18 protein-coding genes are annotated in these 23,715 nt (G+C 73.0%); 7 read left to right on the plus strand and 11 right to left on the minus strand.

Annotated features, from left to right (window positions below):
* Window positions 1-161 precede the first annotated feature (161 nt).
* From ACFYYF_RS01115 to ACFYYF_RS01125, 3 genes are all read right to left on the minus strand, one after another.
* Window positions 162-1,046, minus strand: a complete 885-nt coding sequence (locus tag ACFYYF_RS01115) for a lamin tail domain-containing protein (protein WP_388769987.1) — start codon at window positions 1,044-1,046, stop codon at window positions 162-164.
* A gap of 401 nt (window positions 1,047-1,447) precedes the next feature.
* Window positions 1,448-2,530 (minus strand): MerR family transcriptional regulator, encoded by a 1,083-nt coding sequence (locus ACFYYF_RS01120; protein WP_388769989.1) that lies wholly within the window; start codon window positions 2,528-2,530, stop codon window positions 1,448-1,450.
* Between the two features lie 85 nt (window positions 2,531-2,615).
* Window positions 2,616-4,670, minus strand: a complete 2,055-nt coding sequence (locus tag ACFYYF_RS01125) for a protein kinase (protein ID WP_388769992.1) — start codon at window positions 4,668-4,670, stop codon at window positions 2,616-2,618.
* A gap of 681 nt (window positions 4,671-5,351) precedes the next feature.
* Between ACFYYF_RS01125 and ACFYYF_RS01130 the strand changes: the two genes are divergently transcribed.
* Entirely contained in the window at window positions 5,352-7,589 is a 2,238-nt protein-coding gene (locus tag ACFYYF_RS01130; RefSeq protein WP_388769994.1) for an FUSC family protein, read from the plus strand.
* Window positions 7,590-7,619: 30 nt separating this feature from the next.
* On the opposite strand, the gene ACFYYF_RS01135 is transcribed toward ACFYYF_RS01130, so the two are convergent.
* The 4 genes from ACFYYF_RS01135 to ACFYYF_RS01150 form a co-directional block, all read right to left on the minus strand.
* On the minus strand, window positions 7,620-8,174 hold the full coding sequence (locus ACFYYF_RS01135) for a TIGR03086 family metal-binding protein (protein ID WP_365490452.1): 555 nt from the start codon (window positions 8,172-8,174) through the stop codon (window positions 7,620-7,622).
* Window positions 8,171-8,713: an SRPBCC family protein gene (locus ACFYYF_RS01140; RefSeq protein WP_388769997.1), complete on the minus strand. Its 543-nt coding sequence runs from the start codon at window positions 8,711-8,713 to the stop codon at window positions 8,171-8,173. The genes ACFYYF_RS01135 and ACFYYF_RS01140 overlap by 4 nt, the downstream gene beginning before the upstream one ends.
* Window positions 8,710-9,072 (minus strand): ArsR/SmtB family transcription factor, encoded by a 363-nt coding sequence (locus ACFYYF_RS01145; protein ID WP_388769999.1) that lies wholly within the window; start codon window positions 9,070-9,072, stop codon window positions 8,710-8,712. Before ACFYYF_RS01145 ends, ACFYYF_RS01140 begins: the two co-directional genes overlap by 4 nt.
* Before the next feature lie 132 nt (window positions 9,073-9,204).
* The gene (locus ACFYYF_RS01150; RefSeq protein ID WP_388770002.1) at window positions 9,205-9,726 is read right to left on the minus strand and encodes a molybdenum cofactor biosysynthesis protein; all 522 of its coding nucleotides are present in this window, start codon (window positions 9,724-9,726) and stop codon (window positions 9,205-9,207) included.
* Between the two features lie 128 nt (window positions 9,727-9,854).
* On the opposite strand from ACFYYF_RS01150, the gene ACFYYF_RS01155 reads away from it, so the two are divergent.
* Both ACFYYF_RS01155 and ACFYYF_RS01160 read left to right on the plus strand, forming a co-directional pair.
* Window positions 9,855-10,430: a hypothetical protein gene (locus ACFYYF_RS01155; RefSeq protein ID WP_388770005.1), complete on the plus strand. Its 576-nt coding sequence runs from the start codon at window positions 9,855-9,857 to the stop codon at window positions 10,428-10,430.
* 112 nt (window positions 10,431-10,542) lie between these two features.
* A complete protein-coding gene (locus ACFYYF_RS01160; RefSeq protein ID WP_388770008.1) occupies window positions 10,543-10,989 on the plus strand; it encodes an SRPBCC family protein in 447 nt (148 codons plus the stop codon).
* A 100-nt stretch (window positions 10,990-11,089) separates the two neighbouring features.
* Here ACFYYF_RS01160 and ACFYYF_RS01165 read toward each other — a convergent pair whose 3' ends face one another.
* Window positions 11,090-12,145, minus strand: coding sequence for an AI-2E family transporter (locus ACFYYF_RS01165; protein ID WP_388770010.1), 1,056 nt, complete (start codon window positions 12,143-12,145; stop codon window positions 11,090-11,092).
* Window positions 12,146-12,619: 474 nt separating this feature from the next.
* Here ACFYYF_RS01165 and ACFYYF_RS01170 point away from each other — a divergent pair, with 474 nt between their 5' ends.
* Entirely contained in the window at window positions 12,620-15,454 is a 2,835-nt protein-coding gene (locus ACFYYF_RS01170) for a SpoIIE family protein phosphatase (RefSeq protein WP_388770012.1), read from the plus strand.
* Between the two features lie 150 nt (window positions 15,455-15,604).
* Here the strand turns inward: ACFYYF_RS01170 and ACFYYF_RS01175 are convergent, their stop codons facing one another.
* The 3 genes from ACFYYF_RS01175 to ACFYYF_RS01185 form a co-directional block, all read right to left on the minus strand.
* The gene (locus ACFYYF_RS01175) at window positions 15,605-17,668 is read right to left on the minus strand and encodes a prolyl oligopeptidase family serine peptidase (RefSeq protein WP_388770015.1); all 2,064 of its coding nucleotides are present in this window, start codon (window positions 17,666-17,668) and stop codon (window positions 15,605-15,607) included.
* 517 nt (window positions 17,669-18,185) lie between these two features.
* Window positions 18,186-19,574 (minus strand): diaminopimelate decarboxylase, encoded by a 1,389-nt coding sequence (lysA, locus tag ACFYYF_RS01180; protein ID WP_388770018.1) that lies wholly within the window; start codon window positions 19,572-19,574, stop codon window positions 18,186-18,188.
* A 4-nt stretch (window positions 19,575-19,578) separates the two neighbouring features.
* A complete protein-coding gene (locus tag ACFYYF_RS01185; RefSeq protein ID WP_388770019.1) occupies window positions 19,579-20,409 on the minus strand; it encodes a helix-turn-helix domain-containing protein in 831 nt (276 codons plus the stop codon).
* A gap of 128 nt (window positions 20,410-20,537) precedes the next feature.
* On the opposite strand from ACFYYF_RS01185, the gene ACFYYF_RS01190 reads away from it, so the two are divergent.
* The 3 genes from ACFYYF_RS01190 (at window position 20,538) to ACFYYF_RS01200 (ending at window position 23,715) form a co-directional block, all read left to right on the plus strand.
* Entirely contained in the window at window positions 20,538-21,572 is a 1,035-nt protein-coding gene (locus ACFYYF_RS01190) for a MurR/RpiR family transcriptional regulator (RefSeq protein WP_388770021.1), read from the plus strand.
* 121 nt (window positions 21,573-21,693) lie between these two features.
* Window positions 21,694-23,064, plus strand: coding sequence for a M20/M25/M40 family metallo-hydrolase (locus ACFYYF_RS01195; protein ID WP_388770024.1), 1,371 nt, complete (start codon window positions 21,694-21,696; stop codon window positions 23,062-23,064).
* 318 nt (window positions 23,065-23,382) lie between these two features.
* The gene (locus ACFYYF_RS01200) at window positions 23,383-23,715 is read left to right on the plus strand and encodes a hypothetical protein (RefSeq protein WP_388770025.1); all 333 of its coding nucleotides are present in this window, start codon (window positions 23,383-23,385) and stop codon (window positions 23,713-23,715) included.

Consider the following 23,715-nt stretch of genomic DNA (forward strand, 5'->3'; position numbering starts at 1 on the left):
CGAAGGCCCGCACCGATCGGTGCGGGCCTTCCGTGGCGATGCCGTCTGCGGGTTCCTCCTTCATCGGGTCCGGGCGGGCCCGGGACTACAGCCGGTCATCTCCACGTGCTGACCGGATGCCACCCGCGTACACCCCGAGCGGGTGCGCATGCGGTAGCGGTTCAGTGGCCGAGGAGGTTCGCCAGACCCTGACCGTGGTGGGTTCCCTGCTGGCCCTGCTGACCCTGCTGGCCCTGGCGGGGACCCTGCTGACCCTGCTGACCCTGCTGACCCTGCTGGCCCTGCTGACCCTGCTGACCCTGCTGGCCCTGCTGACCCTGCTGACCCTGACGGGGACCCTGCTGGCCCTGCTGGCCCTGCTGGCCCTGACGGGGACCCTGCTGGCCCTGCTGACCCTGGCGCGGGCCCTGGGGGCCACGGTGGTCGTCACGGCCGTGGCCGCGGTTGTCGCCGTGACCCCGGTGGTCGCCGTGACCCCGGTGGTCACCGTGACCGCGGTGGTCACCGTGGCCCCAACGGTCGTCGCCGTGACCCCGGTGGTCACCGTGACCGCGGTGGTCACCGTGGCCCCAGCGGTCGTCGCGGTCGTAGCGCCGGTTCCACGAGACGCTGTCGACGAAGCGGCCTCGGTCGGTGCGCAGCGTGGCGGTGTCGGACCGGTTGTCCCACACCTCGCGGCGGCGGTCCTGGTAGACGTCACGGCTGGTGTCACGGCCGTAGCCGGTGTGGACGCGGACCGTGGAACGACCGGCCAGACGGTAGTCGTCGAAGGTGTAGCGGTTGCCGTCACGGTCCGACAGCGTCCACCCGTCCAGGTTGATGCCGCGGCGGCCCGAGTTGGTGATTTCCACCCACTCCGCGTTCAGGGAACGGGCGGAGCGGTCGTCAAAGCCCGGCGCGTCGCTCTGCACCCTGCTGATGGCGACGAGCGTGCGGTCGGCGTGCGGTGCGGCCGAGGCCGACACGGACGCCGAGCCGACCAGAGCGCCGGCCGCGATGGCCGCGGCCGCCACGCGGCGAGCAGTGACAGAGGTGGAAAGGGACATGAAAGCTCCTCAAGGTTCGAGAGCCGGCACACCCCGTGCGGGCACCCCTTACGGGGAACCCGCACGGTGCGACCCTGTGCGAGTCCCGGCCCGGTGGCCGAGGACTCATAACTTGCTGCACATCCCCGCCCAGGACGGGCGACACCAGGCGCCTGTTACAGATTACGGACATATCAGTTACAGGCGTCTGTATATGGCCTTTAACTACGGAAAGCTGAAAAATGATGGACCGTCATCCTCAACTCCCTTACGTGCACAACATCTAGGGCGTTTCGGGGCATGCCGAGCGTCAGCACAGGTCCTTCACATGTCACCCGAAAGTGAGTAACACCCTTCCGGTCCGATCGGGGCACGGAGCGACGTGTCGTGCCGGTGGCACGGGCCGTGACGCACGGGTCCGCTCAGTCCTCCAGGCGGACCGGCATCAGCATGGAGAACGTGTGCTCGTCGTCGGGACGCCGGACGGCGATGGGTGTGGTGGGGGCACCGATCTCCAGGGTCAGTTCGTCGCGGGCCCCGGCGGCGAGCGCGTGCAGCAGGTATTCACGGTTGACGGCGACCTGGTTCTGATCGCTCCACCGGTCGTCGCCGATGGTCACCGTTCCGTCGCCCGTCACCTTGAGCAGGGTGAGGTCGGCGGCCGTGTCGCCCGGCCCGCGCGCCTCGCTCGCGACGACGGGACCGGTCTCCACGGCTTCCCGGAAGGTGCCGGCGTCGACCAGGGCCCGGTGGCCGTCCGGCGCGCGGACGAGACGGCGATAGTCGGGGAAGTCGTGGTCGAGGCAGCGGCCGGCCGTCTGTCCGTCCCCGCTCTCCAGCGTCACGCGGTCGCCGTCGACGGCGAGCCGGACCGGCTCCTCGCCGCCGAGCAGGGCACGCATCGCGTCCACGAGCGGGCTCGGGACGACGACCTGCACACGGGTGCCGGTGTGCCCGGTGGTGGCCGCCCGCGCGACGGCCATCCGGTACCGGTCCGTGGCCACGACGTCGAGTGTCCCGCCCTCGATGTCGAACAGGACACCGGCGAGCATGGGCAGTTCCGGGTCCCGGCCGGCGGCGAAACGGACCGCGTCGAGGGCGTCGGCGAGTTCCGGCGCGGGGACGGACAGTCGGGCGGTGGCGGTACGGGGCGATGTCATGGGCTTCTCCCTGCTGTCGAGTAGTGCTCGGAGCGTGGAGAACTCGTCGCGCGCGTCGGACAGACCCGCCTCGAGGCGGCGCAGATGTGCCTGAAGGAGCTTGCGCACCAGATCGGTGTCCGCGCCGGACCAGCCGGCGAGCACCAGTCGGATGTCCGCCAGCGGCATGGCGGCCCGGCGCAGACGGGCCAGCAGCCGCGCCTCCTCCAGTTGCTCCGGTCCGTACCAGCGGTAGCCGCTCACCGGGTCCACCCAGGCCGGGACCAGCACACCTCCACGGTCGTAGAACCGCAGCGCGCTGACACTCAGTCCGCTGTCCCGGGCCATCTCGCCAATGCTGCGCATCTCGCTCTCCACACCCGGAACCCTGTGCCCTCGACCATGTCGAGGGTCAACCCCGGGCCCGCTCGGGCGACTCGGCCGGCCCGGGTCAGGCGGGGCAGTCGGCCGTGGTTGCCGCCGTCCCCCAACGGATCATCAGATAGCCGGAGTCGTCCCGCTCCGCCACGGCGTAACGGGAGTACGGCCACGCGCCGCCGGCGGCGGCCCGCTGCCGCACCAGGGCCCGGCACGCCTCGCCCGCCGCCATGTCGGCCCAGACCGTGGCCTGCCGCTGGTTCCACAGCCCGTAGTCCGACCACACGTACAGGGCCGAGTGTCCAGGGTCGAAGCCCATCTTGAGCTCCGCGTTGCCGAGCGGGCGATCCGTGCCGAGCTGCGCGCGCATCCCGTTGGTCCGCTCGATGATCCTGCGGGTGGCGCGGTCCGCGACCCTGATCTCGGCGCCTTCGGTACTGGGGATCATGGCCTGGGCGAGGCCCTGTTCGTCCGGCTGCCAGGCCGGACCGATCCCGGCGCGGCTCAGGTCGTCGTCGTCGGCGGACGTGCATCGCGCGTCGGTGAGGAAGTCGTCGTCCCAGGTCACCAGCGGGTCACGGCCTGCCGTTTCCTTCACCGTGACGAAGGCGTGGTACGGCAGATCCGGGTGCAGCCCCAGGACGACGTCCCGGAGCGTCCGGCACATCAGACCGGCGACCTCCGTCTCCGCGTACATCGTTCCCGGTTCGTCGGAGGTGAGCCGGTACGAGAGGTAGACCTCCCCGCGCGAGGCGTGGAACCTCACGCCGCCCGGGGCGAGGTCGATGGCGTCGCCGAGTCGCTGGACGAGAACCCCTTGGTCACGCAGGACGGCCCGGGCCACGTCGTGTTCGCCCTCGCCCCGGGCCGGCCGCGCCTCGGCCCAGCTCTCCGCACTCGCCGGGGGTCCGTCGGCAGGCCGCTCCGACGTGCTCGCCTTCGTGTTCGCGTTCGCGCTCGTCGCGGACGGCCGGGGTATCGCGGCCGGGGAGGTGACCGGAGCGGAGGAGGCGGGGGTGGAGGCGACGGGACGGCTGGAGGCGGGAACGGAGGAGGTGTCGGAGGTTCCGTGGCGTCCGCCCTCCGGCTTGCCGGGCATCAGGGCCACCACTCCGCCCGCGACGGCGCCGATGACCGCCGCCGCGGCGACGAGCATGCCGGCCCACGGTTTCCGTCCGCGTCTCGCGGGCCGCGGCCACGCCGGATCGTCCACCGGGGGCATGTCCCACACCGCGGTGATCATGTCCTCCGCCCGCGTGAACAGCGTGTCGGCGCGCATCGCCTGGATGAGCTGCGCGGCCAGGAGTTCGAAGCACTCCTCGGCCGCGTCCGCCGCCGGGGGCCGGTCTCCCGGTTCCTTGGCCAGTGCCCTTCGCACGATGTCGCGCAGGGGCATGGGGACACCGTTCAGGTCGGGTTCGCCCGACGTCACGCGGAAGGCGACCGCGTCGGACGCGCCCGTCCCGAAGGGGGACTTTCCGGTGGCCGCGTACGCCACGAGCGCGCCCCAGGCGAACACGTCGCTCTCGGGCCCCGCGTCTCCCGTCCGGTACTGCTCGGGGCTGATCCAGCCCGGGGTGCCCGTCATGGCTCCGGGGAGGGTGGCCCGGGTGTCGTCATGGGCGTGGGCGATGCCGAAGTCCAGGACGCGGGGTCCCGAGGGCGTGAGGATGACGTTCTGCGGTTTCACGTCGCGGTGCACGACGCCCGCCTCGTGGACGGCGGCCAACGCCTGCGCCGTGGCGGCCGCGAAGGCGTACAGGCCGGGTCCGGTGACCCGTCCCTCGGTGAGCACCTGCTGGTTCAGCGTCGGTCCGGCGACGTACTCGGTGGCGAGCCAGGGATTCGCGGCGTTCGTGTCGGCGGAGAGCAGGGGAACCAGGTACGGGCCCGCGACACGGGAGGACATGTCCACTTCGCGCCGGAAACGTGCCCTGAAATGCGGGTCTTGGACCTGCGAGGGGTGAATCACCTTCACCGCCACACGCGTTCCGTCGGAGGCTACTCCGGCATGGACGGTACCCATGCCTCCGGCACCGAGACGACCGACGATCCGGTACGGACCTATTCGGGAGGGATCGCCGGCGTGAGCCGGCTGGACTCTTCCGGAGGATCCGGATTCGCTCACTGATGGTTCCTTCGTGCGGGCCTGAACGGTTGAGCAGGTGAGGATGTGACGGACAGTCAGGGGCCGTCCCGGGTCCCGGCAGGTGGCCCCGACATGCCTTCTGGATGACTTCCCGTCCGGATGTTATGCGGTCGCCCGCCTCCTGGGTAGAGAAACCCCTGATCAGACGGCAGGCTCTCACCCGCCGGGTGACGAGGCGCTTGCGGACCGTGTCGCGGCCCCGGCGTCCAACTGACCTCCACCTGCCGCCGATCGGTCCAACTTCCTTACGGAGCAGCACTGTTGTGAATTCTGCGGTCTCCGGAGCGAGCGGAGGGCATGGCGGAACCATCCCGTGGGAGGGTGTCGGCCGGCCGGCGGGACGGAGCCTGCCGGGGGCTCGGGCGGAGGGTCGGGCGGACGTGCCGTACGGCCCCCGTAGCCCCGCCCTTCGTCGCCCCCTGAACCGCGACCGCGGAGAACTTCTCACCCACGTCCGGCGGCGAGGACGGCACGCGGTCGATCACTCCGCGTCACGGGAGTACGCCGACGACGCTGACGGCGGGCGGGCCGGGCCGCGTCCCGTACACCGTGCGGAACGGGCCCGGGGCGACCGCTCTGCCCATGCCCCCGATCCCGTCCCGGTCGACAATGGGCGTACGGCGGGGACGGACCCGGGGAGGCGCCGGGGAAGGATCGTCCATGCCGAAGCGGCCCCTCTCCCCCGGTCGCGTACGGGCCGCGCGGCAGGCCGCGCGGGTCACGGTCGCCTCCGCCGCGGGCTTCTACTCGGCGCTCTACCTACTGGACCGACCGGTCGTCGCCATCTACGCCCTCTTCGCACCCATCGCGCTGGGCGTCCTCTCCCCGATCCCCGGCGGCGGCCGGGACCGGGCACGGACCATCCTGTTCGCGCTGCCGGTGGCCGTGGCGCTGACGGCCCTCGGCACCGCGCTCGCCGTGACGACCGCCTCCGCCGTCGCGGGGATGCTGGTGATCGGCTTCGCCATCTCCTTCGCCTCCGCGTACGGACCGGCCGCGGCGGGCGCGGTCCCGGGGCTGCTCCTCTTCTACGTGCTGGCGTGCTTCCCGCCGTACGAACCGGACACCCTGCCGCAGCGTCTCGGCGGCCTGCTGGCCGGTGTCGTCCTGCTGGTCCTGTGCGAGCTGCTGCTCCTGCCGGCCCCACCCGTCCAGCCGTACCGCTCCCGCATCGCCGCCGCCCTGGATCTCGCGGCCGCGGCGGCGCTCGCGTTCGCCCAGGGGCACCGGCACGCTCCCGAGCGGGCGCGGCACCTGCGCGAGGCGGGGCTGAGGCTGCGGCTGTCACAGGCGCCACCGGCCTCCCGCCCCACGGGGGCCGGCCGCACCGATCGCGCACTGGCGCAGGCGGGATCCGCGACACGGCGGGTACTGGACCAGCTCGCCCGGATGGCCGAGCGGCCGGACTCCGCGACGGCCGCCGATCCGCCCTCCGAGGAGTTGCTGCGCTGCGTCGCCGACGGCTGCACCGGGACCGCGGGCGCCCTGCGGGGCGCACGCGCCGTCCCGGCACCCGAGTCCCTGGAGGAGATGATCGCCGAGTTCGTCGCCGTCCGCGCACGCCCGTCGAATACCGGGCTCGGCACCGACACCAGGGCCTCGCGGCGGCTGCTGGAATTCCGCTCCGGCCTGCTGGTCGCGGCGTCCTCGGCCCTGACGGCCCAGGCGGCGGTGGCCGTGGCGATCGGCGGGCGCCGCGACTCTGCGGGACTGCCGCCCGAGCAGTTCTGGTACGCGGGGCCTTCCGCGCTGCGGCTCCGGGTGCTGCGTCTGACCGGCAACCTCACGCTGCGCTCGGTCCTGTTCCAGAACGCCGTGCGCACGGCCCTGGGTCTCGGCGCGGCCCGGCTCGTGGCCGGGGCGCTGGACCTCTCCCACGGTTTCTGGGTGCTGCTGGCCGTGCTGACGCTGGGGCGCACGACCGCGGGAGCGACCTGGTCCACGGTGCGCTCGGCGGCGGTCGGCACGCTGGTGGGCGCGCTGGCCGCCGGGGTGCTGATCTTCGAGGCCGGCGGCCATGTCGAGGTATACGCGGCCGTGCTGGTGCCGGCCATGTTCGTGGCGTTCTCGGTGGGACCCATCGCGGGGCCCGCCTGGGCGCAGGGCCTGTTCACCCTGGTCGTCGCCGCCGCGTTCAGCCAGCTCGCTCCGGCCGACTGGCGGCTGGCGGAGGCGCGGCTGCTGGACGTCCTGGCGGGCTGCACGATCGGGCTGGTGTGCGGCGTGCTCGCCTGGCCCGCCGGAGCCCACGCCGAGGTGCGGCGCGGTGTGGCGGACGCGCTGCGTTCCACGGGGCCCTTGGTGCGGGCGACCGTGTCCGCCGTGGTCCGGGCGCCCGGGGAGCCCCTGCCCGACCCGTCCGGAGCGACCGGAGCGACCGACGGTCCGCGTCCGCGGCACGGCGGCGCGGAGGAGGCTCTACGGGTGACCCGGCACCGGCTCCGTATCGCCGAGGGCGCCTACGCGCAGTACCGGACGGAGGGCGGCAGGGACGCCGCCGACAGCGGACCGGACTGGCACCTGGCGCTCAACTGCGTCTCCCACGCGGTGGTCGGATCCCATTGGCTCCCCCGGCTGGCGTACGGTGCGGCCCCGCCCGAGGCGGTGCGGTGGGCGAACGAGTCGGCGGGGCGGCTGGCCGCGGCGATGGACGACGCGGCGGCCTTCCCGCCCGACGGCGTACGGGCGGAGCCGACTCCCCTTCCGCACGAGCTCGCCGCCGCCGCGCCGGCCCCCGTCCTGCCTGAGCTGGTCGACGTCGACACCTGGCTGCGGACCCTCGCGGCGGAGCTGACGGCGATCGGCGGAAGCGGTCCGGACGGGCCTCGGGCCGCGGCCCGAGGCGACGAAGGACAGCCGGTCACCGGCGGCGACACCTCGGCCCCCGAGGCAGGTTGACGGCGGCCGGACGGCCGGGAGGAGGGTTCCTCAGGGGGTGCGTCCGATGAAGGCGATCAGACGGGTCTGCACGTCGGCGGTCTCGGGGACCTCCACGCGCGGACCGTACTGCCCGCTCTGGCGCAGCACGTCGTCGAGCGGCAGCATGCCGTCGAGCAACCGGGCGCACATGGCGGGGTCGAGGCGCTCGTCCTGGCCGCTGGCCCGTGCCAGGTCCCAGGTGTGCATGAAGACGTCGGCCGTGTAGAAGCGGTCGACCGCCTGGTCCAGCGGGACCTCCCCGATGTGCGGGTTCGACAGGACCCTGTCCGCCGTGGCCGGGTCGTCGAGCAGCGCCTGCACCCCGTCGCTGTGCACCGTCCAGGCCTTCACCGGGTCCTCGTCCACCGACGGCCCCTTGGGCAGTTCGACCCCGGCGCCCGCCTTCAGGAAGTCGGGGAACCACTCGACCAGGTGGCGCACCACGTCACGGGCGGCCCACCCCTCGACCGGCGCGGGGTTGTCCCACGCCTCGGGGCGCACTCCGCGCACGCGTTCCGTGAAGACCCCGGCGATGGTGCGGTGCTCGTCGGCTGCGCTCGTCATGGTCTCAAGCCTTCCGTGTCGGTTCCTGATCGGGTGTTTCCGCTGCGGCTGCCGCCGAGCAGTTCGTCGAGGCGCTCATGGCCCTCGGTCACACCGCGCCGCATGCCGCTTCTGATCATCGCGTCGCGGGCGTCGACGGACGCCATGAGCGAGGTGGTGGTGACCCGGGTCCGGCCGCCGAGGTCCTCGAAGAGGGTGGTCTCCAGGCTGACGCCGTCCGGGAAGCCGTCGTAGGCGAAGGTCTGCACGATGCGCTCGTCGTGGCGCACCTCGTGGAACACCCCGCGGAAGCCGTACTCCGTGCCGTCGGCCTCGCGGTGCACATAGCGGTACGAGCCACCGGTGCGCGCCTCGTACACGTCGATCCGCATGGTCATCCGGCGCGGGCCGAGCCACCGCACGACGAGATCGGGGTCGGTGTGCGCCCTGAACACGCGCTCCGGAGGAGCGTCGAACTCCCGGGTGATGAGGATGGTGGGCAGCGCCGGGTCGGCCTCGATCCGGGTCTCGCGCCGGTCGCCGCGCTGTGCGGTGCTCACGATGCCGCCTTCTTCCCCGGGGTGCCGTCCCCCGGCTGGTCCGCCATCTGTTCGAGGACGGTGTCGAGCCGGCGGAAACGGTCCTCCGCCTCGCGTCTGTAGCGTTCGATCCACTGCGTCATCAGGTCGAAGACCTCGCCTTCGAGGTGGCAGGGCCGGCGCTGGGCGTCCCTGCTGCGGCTCACCAGGCCGGCGTCCTCCAGCACTCTGATGTGCTTGGACACGGCCTGCACCGTCACGTCGTACGGCTCGGCCAGTTCGTTGACCGTGGCGTCCCCCGTGGCCAGCCTGGCCACGATGTCGCGCCGCGTCGGGTCGGCCAGGGCCGAGAACACCCGGGACAGCCGGTCGTCCGGCACCTCTCACCTCACGTAATCAACCAGTCGGTTGAATAACCGTACGACCGGTCGACGGCTTAGTCAACCGACAGGTTGAAAGTGCAGGTCGGGCAAGTCTTCGAGACCGTCACCGGGCGCCCGGACGCCGGGGGGTCAGTCCTTCGCGGGTGCCGGCTCCAGCACCGTGAACTCGGCGGGGCCGACCGTGAGCGTGCCGTCGGTCAGCGGGCGGCAGCGGATTCCCCCGCCGTCGCGCAGCGCCCGCCGCGCGCCGGGACCGAGGGTGGCGTCCATCCAGGCGCAGGGCCTGGCCGCGCTGCGTACGGCGAGGACCACGGGCCCGGTGCCGCAGTCCAGGGAGATCGTCGCGCCGACGCAGGAGTCGATGTCCACTCCTCGGAGCAGGACGTTGCGCCGGGTCAGCCGGAGGTCCGCCTCCATGGCCCGCCCCGGCTCCGCGCTCGGCGGAAAGCGCTCGGCCGCCATGAGGGTGATCGACGCGTTGCGATGGGCCGGACGGTTGAAGTAGCGGTCGCCGACGATCCCGAGTCCGGCACGCACCTGGACGGTCGTCACCAGGTCCGCCTCGGGCAGCGGGGGCACTCCGTCGCCCGGACGGCCCTCGAACCGGTGTACGGCCGAGACCAGCAGCTGAAGGATTTCCACGCGCGCCATTTCATCGAGCCTAGGCCGTGTCCCCGAGGTCGGCCCAGGGGTGGCCCGTTGGACGTCCGCCTGACACGGGGACGGACGCCGTGACAGGGTCGGCGGTGATCGAAGACAACAGCGGTAAAGGGGCTTCCGTGGACACGCGAACGTGGGACACGCTGGTCGGCTCGATGAAGAGCGCCTACGTCAAGGGAGTGCGCGAGGGTGCGGTGCCCCGGCCGGTCATCATGCCGCTCGTGCGGGGCGAACTGGTCGGGCTCGTCTGGGTGCGCCCGACCGAGCCCGGGGCCGACGCGCTCACCGGCATCGCGGCACTGTCGAACATCGCCGCGGCGGCCGGCGCGGACGAGGTCGTCCTGGCCTGGGAGACCCGGGAGGTCGCCACGGCCTGCGAGCTGCCCGTCGCCGACCCCGCCCCCTGTCTGAACATGGTCCGCGCCACCCCGGACGGGCATGTGCTGCACCAGTTCCCGTACGAGGAGTCCCCGTCCGCCGGCTCCGCGGACACGGAGGACCCCGCGCCCGCCCTCGACTGGGAGCAGGCCCCCGCGCCGCGACCGGACGGTGAGCTGCCGCCGCCGGTCAGGGCCGCCGTGGAGTACGCGTTCACCCCGATGGAGCTGGACCATCCCAATCCGTTCGGCGTCACCGTCGTCCTGATGGAGGAGGACGGCTACACCGTGCGCCTGACCGACGTTTTCGACCACTGAACAAGCTCGTGCGCCGCGCCTGCCGGGCTTCCGGCCCCTAGGCTGACCGGGCGCGGCGAAGACTCCCGCGCGCCCTCAGCGGGCGGTCCGTGATCGCAGCACAGGAGGAACCGTGTCCGGTCAGTTCGAGGCGACAACCGAGATCAACCGCCCCGTCGAGGAGGTCTTCGCCTACCTCGCCGCCGGTACGAACGACCCGCAATTCAGCCCGAGGGTGCAGGCCATCACGAAGACTCCGGACGGCCCGACGGCCGTGGGCACCGTCTTCACCAGCACGGTCAAGGACGCCGGCATGAAGACGGGCCGGCAGTTCCGGATCACCGAGTTCGAGCCGTCCCGCAGGATCCGCTGGGCGGAGATCTCGAAGAACAGCGTCATGGCGGTCGAGGGCGGCTACGACTTCGAGTCAACCGGCGCCGGGACCACCCGTGTACGGATCTTCAACGTCCTGGAGGGGCATGGCATCGGCAAGCTCCTGGTGGGCCTCGCGCTGAGTGCGGCCCGTAAGGACGCGGACGCCTTCGGCAAGCGGATCAAGGCGGCCGTCGAGGCCTCCTGACCCGGGGATCCAGGGAGCCTCCCGACCTCGAGGGGGAAGGGAGCTTCCTGCCCCGCGAGGGACGGGAGCTTCCTGCCCTGGGGAATCCAGGGGCACGACGTCACCGCGGTGGGCGCCCCGGCGGTTCCGGTTCGGGGCGTGACCGCAGTTCCGTGATCACGGACCAGGCGACCGACACCATCGGCACCGCCACGACGGCGCCGGTGACACCGGCCAGGATGCTCCCCGCGATGACGGACACGGCCACCACCACGGGATGCAGCCGGACGGCCCAGCTCATGACCAGCGGGTGCAGCACGTGACCCTCGATCTGCCCGATGACGACGATCAGGCCGAGCACGATGATCGCGACGACCGGCCCCTTGGTGGCCAGCGCGACGACCGTGGCCACGCCGAGCGCGACGGGCGACCCCACCAGGGGGATGAACGCGGCGAAGAACTCGAGCAGGGTGAGCGGCAGCGCCAGCGGTACGCCCAGGAGGGTGAGGGCGATGCCGACGAGGATGGCGTTGGTAGCCGCCACGATGATGATGCCGCGGGTGTAGCCGGCGAACGTCCGCCAGGCCGCCCGGCCGCCGCGGTCCCACGGGTCCCGCACGCCCTCCGGCATCAACTCCTTGAACCAGCACCAGTATTTGTCACCGGAACGGATGAAGAAGAGCGAGCAGAACAGCCCCAGCACCAGGCCGGTGACGAACTCCACCGCGCGGCCGGCGCCGCTGAGGGCGCTGCTGATCACCACGGACCGGTGCTCGGAGACGAACGTGGCCACCTTGCCCTGGAGGTTCGACAGCACCGCGTGACTCAGATGGAAGGGTGAGCCCTCCAGCCATCGTTCGATCCGGCCCAGTCCCCCGGCGAACTCGTGGCCCAGGTCGCCGGACTCGCTCGCCACGACCCCGCCGACCAGCGCCATCACGCCGAGCACCAGCACGAGGCTTCCGAGGATGCTGACGATCACCGCCAAGGTCCTCGGCAGGCGCCGCGCCAGCAGATCGGCGAGGGGACGCAGGACGGCCGTCACGACGAGCGCGAGGAACAGGGCCACGGCGACCAGCTGCAGCTTGCCCAGCAGGGCGAAGACCGTGTAGCCGACCACGCCGACCACGATCAGCCGCCACGCGTAGGCCGCGGCCACCCGGAGCACGTGATGCACCGGGGTGCCCGGGCCGTCCCAGGTTCCCCGCCGCCCGTCCGCGACGGCCGTACGTGCCCGCGTGACCGTCCTGACGCCACGGGAGGAACGGTTGCCGACGACCTGGCGCGTCCGCCGTCCGCCGCCACCCGTGCCGGGCTCACCCGGCCGCCCGTGGGGACGACGTGATCCGGCGTTCACCTGTGTGCCACCGTCCTCCCGTCGTCGCGCGCGCTCCGCGCGACCGGCCGCGGACCGCCGCGCGACCTCGGGAAGCGGGCGACCCCGGGCCGTCGATCACGCGGGCGTCCTGGCCAGCGTGGTGTCGGGCACCGCGCCCCGCAACCGGGAGACACCCGGTCCTCGGCCGTCGGCCTCCCTTGCTCCAGGCACTCCGGTCGCCGGCTCCCGGCACTCCGGGCTCCGGCTCCCGGCCCTCCGTCGGCACATCATCCCTTTAATGTCTTTTATAGCTTTCGCCCCTATATTGGGTCTGTGATCAGGCGGCTGGACCTACTCGAGACCGCTGACGACGGCATCACGGAAAGCGAGGTCTTCCGGCTCGCCCTTCAGCACTCCATCGCGGAGCTGGGCTGCGTCGGCGGGGCCGTCTACCTGCGGGGCCCGATGTCGGCCCTGCGTCTGGTTTCCTCCACCGGACTGCCGTCGTCGGTCACCCGCGCCTGGGAGATCGTCGACCAGGACGGACCCACCGCGACCGCCCGGGCCGTACGCTCCGGTGAGCACGCGTGGGTGGCCGCGCTCCCCGCGGACCTGGACGAACCCACCGCGCCCCTGCTGTCACGGTCCGGCTGGTTCTCCGTACCCCTGGTCGACGAGGGGCGTGCCGTCGGCGCGATCACCTGTCTCACCGGCGACAACGAGGAGCCCACGCCCGAGCAGTGGACGTTCCTAGGCGCGGTGGCCGACTGGACCATGAACCGGCTGCAGAAGATGCCGGCGCCGGAGCGGATGAGCACCGACCTGGACGCCACTCCGGTCGGCTCGTGGGAGTGGGACGTCCGGACCGGCGAGCTGAAGTGGGACCGGATCGCCATGAAGGTCTACCAGACCGAGCCGGGACAGTTCGTGCCCGGCGTCGAGACCTGGATGAAGGTGGTCCACCCCGACGACCTCGCGAGCACCCTGGCCGCCGCCGAACGCACCATCCGCACGCAGGCGCCGTTCGAGGCCGAGTACCGGGTCCGGCGCGGGGACGGGGGCTACACCTGGACACGCGCGTCCGGTCATGTCGTGCTCGACGACGACGGCCGGGTCGCGCGCATCGTCGGCAAGGGCTGGGCGAGCGACGCGGCGCGCTCCACCCGCGACGCGCTCAGCCGCGCCCTGCGGCACATGAGCGACGCGTTCCTGTCCGTGGACGACGACTGGCGGATCACCTTCGCCAATCTGGAGGCGGAGCGCATTCTCGGTCCGGCCGGCGAGCAGTTGCTCGGACGCGACCTGTGGGACCTGCCCGCCCTGCGCGATCTGCCGGATCTGGAGGAGCGGTGCCGGCGCGGTGCCGCGCAGGCCAGGGCCGGTGCCTTCGACATCACGCTGGCCGACACCGGGCGCCGTTACGACCTGCGGACCGTCCCCGTCCCCGGCGGTCTGACGGTGTACTTCACGGATGTCACCGACCGCCGTCGCCGTGAGGCCGAACAGGCGGCGGCCGTCCGTGCCGCCGCCGAGCGCGCGAGCCGGACGGCGGAGCTGACCTCGCAGCTCGCGGCGGCGACCACGTCCGCGGACGTGGTGAGCGCCGTCGCCCAGCGTGTCCTGCCGCCGTTCGGCGCCCAGGGCATGCTCGTCCTCGTCCTGGAGGGCCGGAAACTGGTCCAGATCGGGTCCGTCGGTTACACGGACGCCTTCCTGCGGCAGATGCACGGCGAGGACGGCAGGGATCTGGAGGACGCCGGTCCCGCCGGGGAGGCGATCCTGACCGGCGAACCCCGCTTCTACTCCTCGCGCGAGGAATGGGTCACGGCCTTCCCCGACGCCGACCGGCTGCCCCCGACCGGCAAGGAGGCGTGGGCCTTCCTCCCTCTGACGGCGTCCGGCCACACCTTCGGCGTGTGCGTCATCGCCTTCGACACCGAACGGCACCTCACGTCCGAGGAGCGCACGCTCCTCATCACCATCAGCGCTCTCGTGGCGCACGCGCTGGAGCGGGCACGGCTCTACGAGGCCGAGCTCACCCGTTCCGAGGAACTCCAGCAGGCCCTGCTGCCCCCGGGCCTGCCCACCGTGCCCGAGGCGACCGCCGCCGCGCGCTATCTGCCGGCCGGACAGAGCCTGGACGTGGGCGGGGACTGGTACGACCTGATCCCGCTGTCGGCGGGCCAGGTGGCCCTGGTCGTCGGGGACGTGATGGGTCACGGTCTGTCCGAGGCGGCGACCATGGGGCGGCTGCGCACCGCACTACACACGCTGGCCGCCCTGGAACTGCCGCCCGACGAGATCATGGGCCACCTCAACGACATCGTGGGCGGCCTCGGCGACCACGCGTACGCGACCTGTCTGTTCGCGCTGTACGACTCCACGGACGGTTCGTGCACCGTGGTGCGGGCGGGCCATCCGCCGCCGCTCGTCGTCCGGCCCGACGGCAGCACCTTCTTCCCCGAGATCGCCGTCAACCCTCCCCTGGGCACCGCGTTCCCTCCGTTCGAGACGACGGAGCTGGAGCTGCCGCCCGAGAGCCTGCTGGTCCTCTACACCGACGGGCTCGTGGAGTCGCCGCGGCGGGAGATCGACCAGGGAATGGCCCAGCTCGCCGGTCTGTTCGCCGGTGAGGCCGGTGCTCCCGATCTGGAGGACCTGTGCGACGCCGTGGCCGAGGAACTGCTCCCGGGCGGGCCCTCCGCCGACGACGCCGCCCTGCTGATCGCGCGCCTGCACCACGTGGCCGACCGGCAGGTGGCCTCCTGGGCGCTGCCGGAGGGCCCGGAGGCCGCGGGTGAGGCCCGTCGCCATGTACGGGAGCAGCTGGCCCTGTGGGACCTGGACGACCTGGTCATGACGACGGAACTGCTGGCCAGCGAGCTCGTCGGGAACGTCATCCGGCACGCCAGCGGCCCCATCGGCCTTCGCCTGCTGTGCAGCGGGACACTGGTCTGCGAGGTGTCCGACGCAAGTCTGACGATGCCCCGCATCCGCCGGGCCACGGACACCGACGAAGGGGGCCGGGGACTCCAGCTCGTCAACGCCCTCTGCGAGCGCTGGGGCAGCCGCTACACCCCGGAGGGCAAGGCCATCTGGACCGAACAGGCCCTTCCCGACACGGCGGAAGAGCCTGACGAACCCGGCAACCGCGCCGGCGAACACTGACGCACTTCCAGGTCGGCACATCGCCCCGCCGCAACGGGCTCACGCCTGCCCCTCGCGAAACAGGACCCGAACGCCTTCGGCCGGGCCAGGAGTTCGCAGTATCGCCGCGGGCAGGGTCACACGGGAGCCGTGCGACCCTGCCCTTCAGGATCACAAGGCGTTGGCGTCCAAGGGGACGTCGGGGGCGATGTGGGAGCCGAGGGTCTCGCGGTAGAGGGCTACTTCGGCCCGTAGGGAGCGGCGGACGCTGTCGGCGCGGCGGAAGCCGTGGCCCTCGCCCTCGAAGAGCAGGAAGCGGTGCCACACACCGCGCTTCTCCAGGTTCTCCACGACGCACGTGGCCTGGTCGGGGCGGCAGATGAAATCGTCCGCGCCCTGGAGCATCACCAGCGGTGCGGTGATGCGGTCGGCGTTCGCGGCGGGCGAGATCTTGTCGAAACGGGCCTGGTCCTGCGGGAGGACGCCGACGAGGGTGTCCACGTAGCGGGACTCGAAGTCGTGGGTCTGTTCGGCCCGCCATCGTGCCGGGTCGCTGATCGGGTAGAGGACCGTTCCCGCGCAGAAGACGTCGGTATGGACCAGACAGGCCAGGGTGGTCCAGCCGCCGGCCGAGCCGCCACGCACGGCTGTACGGGAAGGGTCCGCCAGCCCCTCGGCGGCCAGGGCGCGGGCGACGGTGACGCAGTCGTCGACGTCCACAATTCCCCACTGGCCGCGCAGCCGGTCGCGGTAGGCCCTGCCGTAGCCGGTGGAGCCGCCGTAGTCGACGTCCGCGACGGTGAAGCCGCGGCTGGTGAAGAAGGAGTACTCCAGGTCGGCGGTGACCCCGGTGGAACTCGTCGGGCCGCCGTGGACCTGCACCAGCAGGGGCGGCAGTTCGCCCTCGGGTGCGGTGGCGGTGGGGTGGGTGGGCCGGTGCAGCACGTAGTGGACGGGCCGGCCCTGCGCGTCGAGGACGGTGCGGCGTTCGGGCAGGGGCTGCCAAGGGGCCAGCGGGTCCTCGGACTTGGGCCTGGTCCGTCGGGCCGGGCCGGAACCGGGAGCCAGGGGCACCGACAACAAGGCGGAGCCGAGGGCCGGGTCGGCGGCGCGGACCAGGATCCGTTCGCCGTCCGACCAGAGGTCGCCCTGGAAACTGCTCCAGCCGTCGGCGAGTTCGGTCAGTTCCCCGCTCTCGGGCGACCAACGGGACAGCCTCTGGGCGCCGTTGCCGTGCGGCAGCACCACGCCGTACGGCGTCACGGCGAACCAGCTCGCGCCGACGCGCCAGACGGCACCGGCGCAATCCTCCGGGAGGGGAAGGACGTTGGTGATCGCGGCGGCCGCCGGCCCGCCGGTGGACAGGTCGACGCGGTGCAGGTTCCACCAGCCGTCCGGGTCCGCCATGGCGTAGAGGGTGTCGGGGCCCGCCCATGCGGCCTGGGAGACGGAGACCTCGGTGCCGTCGTGGCTGCCGCCGAGCAGCCGGACGGGCTCGCCTGCCACACCGTCGCGCAGCTCGGCGACCATCAACTCCGAGCTGTCCCACGGCATATGGGGGTGGTCCCAGCCGATCCAGGCGAGCCGCGCGCCGTCCGGGGAGAGCCGGTGCCCGCAGAGGAAGTGGTGCGAGCGGGCCACGACGCGCAGCGCGCCGGGGTCGTCGGCGGCGGCACCGGACAGCGGTACGGCGACGATCTCGCGCACGGTGCGGCCGGCCGGGTCGGCGTCGTGCGGTCCGGTGGCGGCGCGGGTGGTCTCCCGCACGCACCACACCTCGGTCCCGTCCGGGCCGGTCACCGGGTCGGCCCAGCAGGTCTCCCGGCCGGGCGGGTCGGCCGGGGTGAGCGGCACGGGCACCGGGACCGTGTCGTCGCCCGCCGCCCCGAGACGGGGCACCTCGGCGCGGTACAGCCGCTGGTCGCTGTGGTCGGTGAACACCAGGAGGTGGCTGCCCGCGGCCGGGTCCGCGGCGCGCACCCAGTAGGGCTTGCCGCCGTAGCCGAGGGAGCGGTTGCGTACGGAGACGCCGGGGGCGAGCACCGGGACGGGCTCCTCGTGACCGGGGGCGTTGCGCAGCAGCCGTACGGTCGCGGTGGCCGGGTCGGAGGCGCACCACCAGTTCTCCTCACCGGCACCGGAGGGCCAGGAGGTGGATCCGGAGGCGGCGGCGACCGCTTCGGCGGTGATCGGGGACGGCCAGGTGCCGTAGGGCAGGTGGGACGCGGTGGACATGGGACGACTCCGGTGAGGGGAGGGAGGGTTGGGGGGCGGGGCGATCCGAGGGGGCGGTCAGGGGGCGGGGTCCGGGGCCGAGGGGCGGGAACTCGGGGCACGAGGGTCCGGGAACCCGGGATCCGGGGCACCGGATCTCGGGCCGGGGCGCGAGGAGCCGAAACGCGAGGGTCCAAGGACCTGCGAGTCCAAGGCCCCAAAGCCCCTGGGTGCCGAGAACCCTGGATCTGAGGCACCCGAGGTCCGAGGTGCGAGATCCCGGGCCCGAGGTCCGGGGCCCCGGGGCCCGGCGACCCAGGATCCGCAGGCCCGGATCCGGCGCCCCAGGGTCCCTGGTGCGGTGCCCCGGGTCCGGGGCGTGGTCGCGGGATTCGGATGCGGGGGCGGCCCCGGCCGGCGACGGTGTGCCGGTCGCCGGGCGCCCACAGGAAGCCCGTACGCACGCTGCGCGAGCGGCAGATGACCCGGATCCGGCTCGACGCCGGTCGGGACCGGGCGCGCGAGGACGCCGCCGGGGTCAGCCGGCGGTCAGCCGCACCGGCTCTCCGTGGGCGTCGCGGCGGCGCAGGTCCTGCGGGGTCTCCCGGCGCACCATGAGGCGGGCGCGGCCCTCGCGCACGGCGACGACGGCGGGCCGGGGCTGGGCGTTGTAGTTGCTGGCCATGGCGTGGTGGTAGGCGCCGGTGGCGGGGACCGCGAGGAGGTCGCCCGCGGCGATGTCCCGCGGCAGGGCGATGTCGGGCACGACCACGTCCCCGCTCTCGCAGTGGCGGCCGACGACCACGGCGTGCACCGGTTCGCCCGCGGCCGGGCGGTTGGCGGTCCAGGCGGTGTAGCGGGCGAGGTAGAGGGAGGGGCGCAGGGCGTCGCTCATGCCGCCGTCGACGGAGACGAACCGGCGGCGCAGCCCGTCCTTGACGGCGCCGACGCGGTAGAGCGTCACTCCCGCGGTGCCGATCATCGACCGGCCGGGCTCGACGGCGAGCCGTACCGGTGCGCCGGGCAGCACCCGTTCCAGGCCGGTGCGCAGGGCGGCGGTGAACGCGGCCGGGTCCAGGCGGGGTTGGCCCGGCAGGTACGGGATGCCGGCGCCGCCGCCGAGGTCGATCTCGTCCACCGTGATCCCGTGCCGCTCGGCGAGCAGGGCGACGAAGGCACCGACCCGCTCGGCGGCGAGGGTCAGCCCCTCGGTCGCGGTGATCTGTGAGCCGATGTGGGAGTGCACCCCCGCGAGCCGCAGCGAGGGGCGTGCCGCGACGGCGAGCACGGCCCGCTCGGCGTGGCCGTCGCGCACCGGGAAGCCGAACTTGACGTCGTCGCCGCCGGTGGCCATGTAGTCGTGGGTCTCGGCGGCGACGCCGGGGGCGATCCGGACGTAGACGTCCTGGACGCGGCCGGCCGTCGCGGCGGCGGCCGCGAGCCGGTCGATCTCCTCCAGGCAGTCGACGACCACGACGCCGACGCCGTGGGCGACGGCGGCCTCCAGTTCGGCGACGGTCTTGTTGTTGCCGTGGAAGACGATCCGGGCGGGGTCGAAGCCGGTGTCGGCGGCGAGCTGGAGTTCGCCGCCGCTGCACACGTCCAGGTGCAGTCCCTCGGAGTCGACCCAGCGGACCATCTCCGCGCACAGGAACGCCTTGGAGGCGTAGTGCACGCGGTCCGCCCCGGACGCGCGCCACAGCCGGGCCCGGTGGCGGAAGTCGGCCTCGTCCACCACGTACAACGCGGTGCCGCAGGCGTCGGCCAGGTCGTCCAGGGCGACGCCGCCCACGTGCAGCCGGCCCTCGACGGTGCGGGCGGTGAGCGGCCACACCTCGGGGGCCGTCTCCGGTGAGGCGGCCGCGGCCAGTCCGTCGGGCAGCGGGGTCCCCGCGTGGAGTGCGGGCGGGGAGGGAGCGGTGGACACGGGGCTACTCCTCGGTGAGGACGACCAGCATCAGCAGGTCGTCGCTGGCGTCTGTGAAGTGGTGTTCGTCGGTGGCGGCGAAGTGGCAGCTGTCGGCATGGCGCAGCAGTCGTACGACGCCGCCCACCGACACACGGCAGGAGCCGGCGAGGACGAGCGCGAACTCCTCGCCCGGGTGGGCTGTCGGGTGGTCGTGGTCGCCGAGGTCGGCGTGCAGCAGCCTGGCTCCGAGCCGGCCGGCGCCGGGGGCCGTGAGGTCCCAGATGCCGCGATGCCCGTCGGCCTGGGCGAGCAGCGGCGCCGGGGCGAAGCGGGGCGGGAAGGCCGGGGCGGCCGCGGCCGGGGCGGTGACCGGCGCCGTGCCGCCGAGAAGTTCGGCGGGGGTGGCGCCGAGGGCGTCTGCGATCTGGGCGAGGGTGCGGACCGTGGGGTTGGCGGCGCCGGACTCCATCTGCGAGACGTAGGCCGGTGAGACGCCGGCCCGGGTCGCCACCGCGCTCAACGTGAGCCCGGCGGCCCGGCGGACACGGGCGACGGAGGCGGCGAGCACGTCTCCGGTGTCCGCCCGGTCGGGCGGCGCACCCTGGTCCGCGTCGGCGCCTCCGGGCGGCGCGCCCCGATCCTTGTCGGCATTTTCGCGCGGCGCGCCCCCGTGCTTGTCCGCGCTTTCGGGCGGCGCACTCCGGTCCGTGTCCGTGAGGGCGGCCTTTCCGGCCCTGTTGCCCGATTCGTCGCCGGGTTGTACGGAACTGTCCGTGGCGCGGCGCGAGTTCTGCCGCGAGACGGGGGGATCGGCCGAAGAGTTTTCCGCGCCGAGGGCTCTTGACGAGGTCATGCGGCGACAGTAAGACTCACGCATCGCTTAGATCAAGCAATCTGACACCACCGTTTAACTGTCAGCAGAGATGCAGTTCAGCATCCGGATTCCCGGGTGTGGGCTGCCCTGAGTGGGAGGGGTGAGCAGTGACCGGTCCTCTGGCGCCTACGCCGACCCTCGAACTGCTGCGTGCCGCGGCCGAGCTGTGCGGCCCCGCCGCGCAGCGCCTGTTCGCGGTGCTGGCCGAGGACTACCCGGCCTCGCTGGAGCGGCGCCCCGGTCAGCTGCTCCGGGCGGCCGACGCGAGCGCGGCGGACCTCGACGGTCTGCTGGCGGCGGCCGGGGTCGCCTCCACCGACGACCTGCGCCTGCTGGCGGCCCGGGAGAGCGGCCTGCGTCTGGCCGAGCCGGATCTCCGGTTCACCAGCCGCGATCCGGAGTCCGAACCGCGCGAGCGGTCGGCGCTGCGCCGGATGATCACCGCGGAGGAGGGCAACCTCCGTCGCACGCTGGCCGATCTGCAGGCCAACGGCGCCCTGGAGCTGGCGGCCGCGGCCCTGTTGCGGGCGCGGCGGCGGTGGGTGCTGGGCGACCTGAAGTCCGCCGGGTACGCGTCGCTGCTCACCAGCGACCTCACCAGCAGCATGCGGGACGTGTTCCTGGTGCCGCCGGCGACGGGCGCGGCGGTCAACGCGATCAGCGACGCGCACCCGGACGACGTCCTGGTCGTGTTCAGCTTCCGCAACTACAGCGGGCTGACGGTGGACGTGGCCCGGGAGTTCCACACGCTGGGCGCCTCGGTGATCGCGTTGACCGACAGTTACACCAGTCCGGTGTGTTCCTTCGCCTCGCACGTCCTGGCGGTGGACACCCGCAGCGAGTCGCCGCACCACTCGCCGACGGCGGTGGCGGCGGCGGCCCATGTGCTGGCGGCGCTGGCCGCGGCGGGCGCCAAGGGGGCGGCCCGGCGCAGCCGGCGCCGGGCGGAGCTCTTCCGTTCCCTGGGCAGCTACGGCCTGGGCCGGACGCCGTCCGTCACGGACGCGGGCGATGCGGAGGGCGCGCCGGATCTTCAGGGGCCCGCAGCCGGGCTTGCCGGCAACAGGATTCCCGGCACCTTCGCCACGGACCAGCCCGGTTTACCCGCCGCACCCGAGGACGAGCCCCCGCCCGCGCGGTGAGGCACCCCCTCGCTCCCCCGTCCCGCCTGTTCCCCGTTTCCGCGAGTCCGTCTCGCTGAGCCATCGACGGCAGAGGCCCCGTCCTCGCGCCCTGCCGCCGGGAAAGCAAGTGGATCCCTTCATGAACGACCCTTCCCTCTACCAGGACGGCGGCGCTCTCTCCCCCGCCGAGGACTCCGCGCTGATCTCCGAAGTCACGGAGCTGTGCGCCCGGTTGATCCGTTTCGACACCAGCAACTACGGCGGCGGCGACTCCCGCGGTGAGCGGGAGGCGGCCGAGTGGACAGCCGGGCTGCTCGCCGAGTCCGGCTACGACCCCGTCGTGCTGGAATCGGCGCCGGGCCGGGCCAGCACCGTGGTCCGCATCGCCGGCGAGGACCGCGAGGCCCCGGCCCTACTGGTCCACGGCCACCTCGACGTGGTTCCGGCCGAGCCCGCCGACTGGAGCTTCGACCCGTTCTGCGGGGAGATACGCGACGGCGTGATCCTCGGTCGCGGGGCGCTGGACATGAAGGACATGGACGCGATGATGCTCGCGGCCGCCCGGTCCTGGGCGCGCCGCGGGGTGAGGCCGGCGCGCGACATCGTGATGGCGTTCGTCGCGGACGAGGAGGACACCGGCGAGCTGGGGGCGGGCTTCCTCGTCGACCGGCACGCGGACCTCTTCGAGGGCGTCACCACCGCGATCGGCGAGTCCGGCGGCTACTCGGTCCATCTGCCGGACGCCTCCCGCCTCTACCCGATCGCCGTGGGCGAGCGCGGCAGCGCCTGGATGGACCTGACGGCACGCGGCGCGGCGGGCCACGGCTCCCGGCCGAACACGGACAACGCTGTCGCCACCCTGGCGGCCACCCTCGCCGCGCTGGCCGCGCACCGCTGGCCGGTGCGGATCGTGCCTCCGGTGGCGGCGCTGCTGGAGGGGCTCTCCGCCCGTCTGGGCGTCACGGTCGACCCGGCGGACCCCGCGTCCCTCGCGCAGCTGGGCGAGGCGGCCAAGCTGGTCGAGGCCACCGTCGCCAACACGCTCAACCCGACCATGATGAAGGCGGGTTACAAGCACAACGTCATTCCGAGTGAGGCGACGGCCGGTGTGGACGGCCGGATCCTGCCGGGTGCGGAGGAGGACTTCTTCGCGACCGTGGACGCCCTGCTCGGCGAGAAGGTCTCCCGGTCCTTCCACAGTTTCGCCGCGCCGGTCTCCGCGGACCACACGTCGGCCGAGTTCGCGGAGATGGCGGCGGCGCTGCGTCGCGCCGATCCCGGGGCGCTGGTGCTGCCGTTCATCATGTCGGGCGGCACCGACGCCAAGGCGTTCGCCCGACTGGGCATCCAGTGCTACGGGTTCGGCCCCGGTCTGACCCCGCCCGGCTTCGACGCGTGGCGCTATGTGCACGGCGTCGACGAGCAGGTCCTGGTCAGCAGTCTGGAGTTCGGCGCCCGGGTGCTTGAGGACTTCCTGCGCACCGGCTCCGGCTCCCGGAAGGCGGAGTGACGGCCGTCCCCTACCGCAGCTGACTCCCGCGGAGGCCCGCCACGGCACCACGGACCGGCAGCCTCACCCCCGGCCACCACAGCCCCACCGTCCCACCCCAAAGCCCCACAGCTCCACAGCTCCACAGCTCCACCGCATGCACATATGCATGCACCAATGCATGAACCAATGCACACACCAATGCATGGACCAATAAGTGCAGCATGCATTCACTGTGAGCGCCGTACGGCCCGACCCGGGTCCGCGGCGCAGCGGCCTCGTCCCACCTCCCGTCCCCTCGCGGCCCCGCGCCGCCGGCACCTCCAGGAGAAGTCCACGATGACCACGCCCGCCCCCGCGCACAGAATCGGCCGCAAGGCCGCCGCGCTGGCCACGTCACTGCTGCTCGCCACCGGCGCGGGCCTCGCCTTCGCGCCGGCCGCCTCGGCCGACGGCGGCGGCAGCACGCTGCGGATGCCCATCACCGGCATCGGCATCGACTCCCTGAACCCGTTCCTGGCCTACTTCGCGGGAAGCCTGGACGTGTTCGCCGGCATCTACCCGGCGCTGGACAAGGTGGAGCAGGACGGCACCGTCAAGCCGTACCTCGCGGACTCCTGGACGACGTCCGACGACAAGCTCACCTGGACCTTCAGATCCACAAGGGTCTGA

This window comes from Streptomyces sp. NPDC001914 (assembly GCF_042891215.1).
Lineage (GTDB): Bacteria > Actinomycetota > Actinomycetes > Streptomycetales > Streptomycetaceae > Streptomyces.